Raw genomic sequence first — 3,510 nt, 5'->3', positions numbered from 1 at the left:
CGCATCCGGCGGCTGCCGCCGCCGCTGTCGGCGTGGACCGACACACGCGACGCGCCCGCCCCGCCGCCGGAGTCGTTCCGCGCCTGGTGGGCCCGCACCAGGGCCGGCTCAGGCGGAGCCGCGCAGTGAACGCCGCCCGCGAGGAGATCCTCGCCAGGATCCGCGCCGCCACCGGGCCTAGCGCGCCGCCCGGCGAGGTCGACGCCGCGTACGCGGCCCTGCCGCGCGGCTACCGGCGCGCACACCACGATCCGGCGGGAACCGACATCGTGGCCCTGTTCGCCGAACGGGCCGCCGATTACCGCGCGGTCGTCGAGCGCGTCCCTGCGGCCGGTCTGCCTGCCGCCGTAGCCGGCGTGCTCGCCGGCGTCTCCGCGTTCGTCGTCCCCGCTGGCCTGCCGCCGCGGTGGCTGGCCGGACTGCCCGGCCAGGTCGCGGAAAGGATCGTCCGCGACGACCCGCCGCTGTCCGCGCGGGACCTGGACAAGGTGTTCGGCGTGATCACCGGCTGCGCGGCGGCGATCGCGGAAACCGGGACGATCATCCTCGACCACGGCCCCGGCCAGGGCCGCCGCGCGCTGAGCCTGGTGCCGGACTTCCACCTGGTCGTGGTCGGCGCCGGCCAGATCGCCGCCGACATCGCCGACGCGCTCGACGGGCTCGACCCGGCCCGTCCGCACACGCTGATCTCCGGCCCCTCGGCCACCAGCGACATCGAGCTCATCCGCGTCGAGGGCGTGCACGGCCCCCGCAACCTGCACATTCTCATCGCCGGCTAACCGTTGCCAAGCGACGGCGGACGCCATGGCCGGATGCCTGCCGGACGCGCCGCCCGACGAACTGGGAGACAGCTGTTACAGCGGCTCGCTTGTTACAGCGGCTCGCTGAAGTACCAGCGATGACCCTCGGGATCATCGACCGTGGCGCTCCGCCGGCCGACCGCGGCCTGTACTCCGGTGGCGTGCCGTACCAAGATGGCCCCATGCCATTGTTCGCCCGGCCGGTCGCCGACGAGCGTGACGGCCTGCTCACCTTCCTCGCGCAGCAGCGCGACGCGCTGCGCGCCTGCGTTCTCGGCCTGACAGACGAGCAGGCGCGAGCCACCCCGGCAGCCAGCGGCCTGTCGCTCGGCGGGCTGATCAAGCACGCGGGCAGGACCGAGCGCCGATGGGTGGTCGCGGGCATCGCCGGGCGACCGCTACCCGGGCTGTGGCCCATCGAGAACTGGCCGGATGACTTCCGGATGGGCCAGGACGAGACGCTGGCCGGCCTGCTCGGCTACTACGCGGACACCGCGGACCTGACCGGGCAGGTCATCGCGGAGGTAGCCGATCTCGGTCAGCCGCAAGCCACCGATGCCGACAGGTCGGTGCGCTGGGTCCTGCTGCACCTCATCAAGGAGACAGCGCGCCACGCCGGTCACGCCGACATCATCCGCGAAACGCTCGATGGCCAGCGTGCCGGACCGCTAACCGATGCTTATGACGCAGGGCTTGGCAGTTCCGCCCAGACTGGCGCCCCCGACCGATAAGCGTCCGTGGTCAATACCGATCGCACATCGTCGTTGGACCCGGTTACCGCGTGCATGGGGTTGCCGACCCCACCGCGGACGCCGCGCTGACCACGACGCAGATTGAGGGTGAGCTCGGGGGCCCCCGGCCGGTCGTACTCGTCGGGTCGGACACCGGGGCGCTGTTCGCCGTCGGCCTGGTGGCGTCGGAGCGGGTGCCCGACGTGGACGCGCTGATCCTGGCTGGCCTCCCAGCCGCCGCCGCGCCCGCTGCCGCCATCGCCACCACCCCCGCGACGGCCGTCCCCTGGGAAGAGGAGCTGGCGGTACGGACCACCTGCCCGACGCACCGCAGCCGGCTGGAGGGCGGCATCGTTCGCCGGGGCGCGCTCTACGAGCCCGTCCCCGCGGCGCCGGAGGCGCTGCGGGCGAGGTTCTCGCGGCTCGGCGCGATACCCGGTGCCCGGGTCGGGGTGTACTGCGGCTCCGGAGTCACCGCGGCGCACGAGATCGCCGCGCTGGCGATCGCCGGAGTCGAGGCGTCCCTGTACCCCGGATCCTGGTCGGCGTGGTCGGCCGACGAGGAGCGCCCGGTGGCCACCGGGCCCGAGCCGGGCACGGCGCGCGGGGCTGCCAGCGCGGAAGTCACCGGGCAAGGAAAGGGCACACCATGACCGGGCCGCCGCTGCCCGCCGTTGACGCCTCCGCCGGCGCGCTGGCCCAGCTGACCGCCACGCTGGCGGCCACCGCCGACCACTACGACCGCACCGCCGAGTTCCCGTGGGGACCGCTCAAGGCGGTGCACGAAGCGGGGATCCTCACCCTCGGCGTCGCTCCAGAATGCGGCGGACGCGACATCCCGGTCGCGACGCTGGCCAGGGTCGCGCAGGCCCTCGGCAAGGGCGACCCGTCGGTCGCGCTCCTCACCTGCATGACAATCTTCCAGCACCTGCAGCAGGCGCGGCTGCGCAAGTGGCCTGACGCCCTGTACCGGAAGGTCGTCAGCGAGTCCGTCGCGCGCCCGGTCCTGCTCAACGCGGTCCGAGCCGAGCCCGAGCTCGGTGCTCCCGCGCGGGGCGGGCTGCCCGCGACCAGGGGTGACGCGCACGTCGGCCGGCTGGCTGGTCAACGGCAGGAAGGCGTACGGGACCGGGGGGGGAGGGCCTCGCCTACCACATGGTGTGGGCGGCGACCGGGGACGACGACCCGCTCGTGGGGCACGCCATCGTCCCGGGCGACGCACCAGGGATCGAGATCATCCGCACGTGGGACCACTTCGGCCTGCGGGCCAGCAGCACCCACGACGTCGTCTACGGCAACGTCGAGATCCCCGCGGAGAACTTCCCTGGCGTGCCGACGGCACAGGCGGCGGCCGAGTCCGCTGGCTTCGGCGCCTCAGGCCTCGTAGTCATCGCCCTGTACGTCGGCATCGCCAGGGCCGCGCAGGAGTTCTTCGTGATGCTCGCCAACGAGCGGGTGCCGTCCGCGCTCGGCCGCCCCATCGCCACCACCGAGCGGATCGCGACCATCGCCGGAGAGCGCAGGGCCGGCCTCGCCAAGCTGCTCGTCACCCGAGCCATCATCACCGCCGTCCAGACCGCGGTCGCCGCGCTTGGCAATCCCGGGCTGACGCGCAACAACCCGCTCGAGCGGCACTATCGCGACATCCACTGCTGCCGCATCCACCCGCCGCAAGACGTAGCGCTCATCACGGCAGGCCGCCGGGTCCTCGCAAGGTGATCTGTCAGTAGTCGAAGTCGAGACCGTGCAGGCTGGCTCCCGGCAGCCACTCCTGTCGCCGTTGGGCCAGGTCCATCGTGAGGTCGATGTGCCCGCCCAGGGTCCGGAACCCGGCGGCATGGAACCGGCGCACAGCGGCAACGTTGCGAGCCACCGGGCGGATGGCCAGGTACTCGTAACCGCGGGCAAGAGCCTCCTCGACGACCCGGCCGATGAGCCGGCGACCGATGCCCTGATCGCGGGCTGCCGCGGCGACGACG

Annotated in this window: 5 protein-coding genes and 2 pseudogenes; 6 read left to right on the top strand and 1 reads right to left on the bottom strand. The window is 73.3% G+C overall.

The window, feature by feature from the left end; translation table 11 throughout:
- The 6 genes and pseudogenes from Q1N79_RS22745 to Q1N79_RS22725 form a co-directional block, all read left to right on the top strand.
- Window positions 1–129, top strand: a 129-nt coding sequence (locus Q1N79_RS22745) for a lactate utilisation protein LutB domain-containing protein (protein WP_300612203.1), incomplete at its 5' end; no start/stop codon positions are given.
- Complete coding sequence (locus tag Q1N79_RS22740) at window positions 126–779, top strand: LUD domain-containing protein (protein WP_300612201.1); 654 nt, start codon at window positions 126–128, stop codon at window positions 777–779. The genes Q1N79_RS22745 and Q1N79_RS22740, both read left to right, overlap by 4 nt.
- Before the next feature lie 119 nt (window positions 780–898).
- Window positions 899–1,531: a DinB family protein gene (locus tag Q1N79_RS22735; RefSeq protein ID WP_300612199.1), complete on the top strand. Its 633-nt coding sequence runs from the start codon at window positions 899–901 to the stop codon at window positions 1,529–1,531.
- Between the two features lie 386 nt (window positions 1,532–1,917).
- Window positions 1,918–2,184: pseudogene (locus tag Q1N79_RS22730) on the top strand (sulfurtransferase); the annotation flags it as partial.
- A pseudogene (locus Q1N79_RS30820) lies at window positions 2,181–2,426 on the top strand (acyl-CoA dehydrogenase family protein); the annotation flags it as partial. The pseudogenes Q1N79_RS22730 and Q1N79_RS30820, both read left to right, overlap by 4 nt.
- Before the next feature lie 263 nt (window positions 2,427–2,689).
- A complete protein-coding gene (locus Q1N79_RS22725; RefSeq protein ID WP_300612197.1) occupies window positions 2,690–3,250 on the top strand; it encodes an acyl-CoA dehydrogenase family protein in 561 nt (186 codons plus the stop codon).
- Window positions 3,251–3,254: 4 nt separating this feature from the next.
- Here the strand turns inward: Q1N79_RS22725 and Q1N79_RS22720 are convergent.
- Window positions 3,255–3,510: GNAT family N-acetyltransferase (locus tag Q1N79_RS22720; protein WP_300612195.1), on the bottom strand; the 256-nt coding region annotated here is incomplete at its 5' end.

The organism is Trebonia sp., from assembly GCF_030042015.1.
Taxonomy (GTDB): domain Bacteria; phylum Actinomycetota; class Actinomycetes; order Streptosporangiales; family Streptosporangiaceae; genus Trebonia.
This window is presented reverse-complemented; position numbering and strand designations above follow the sequence as displayed.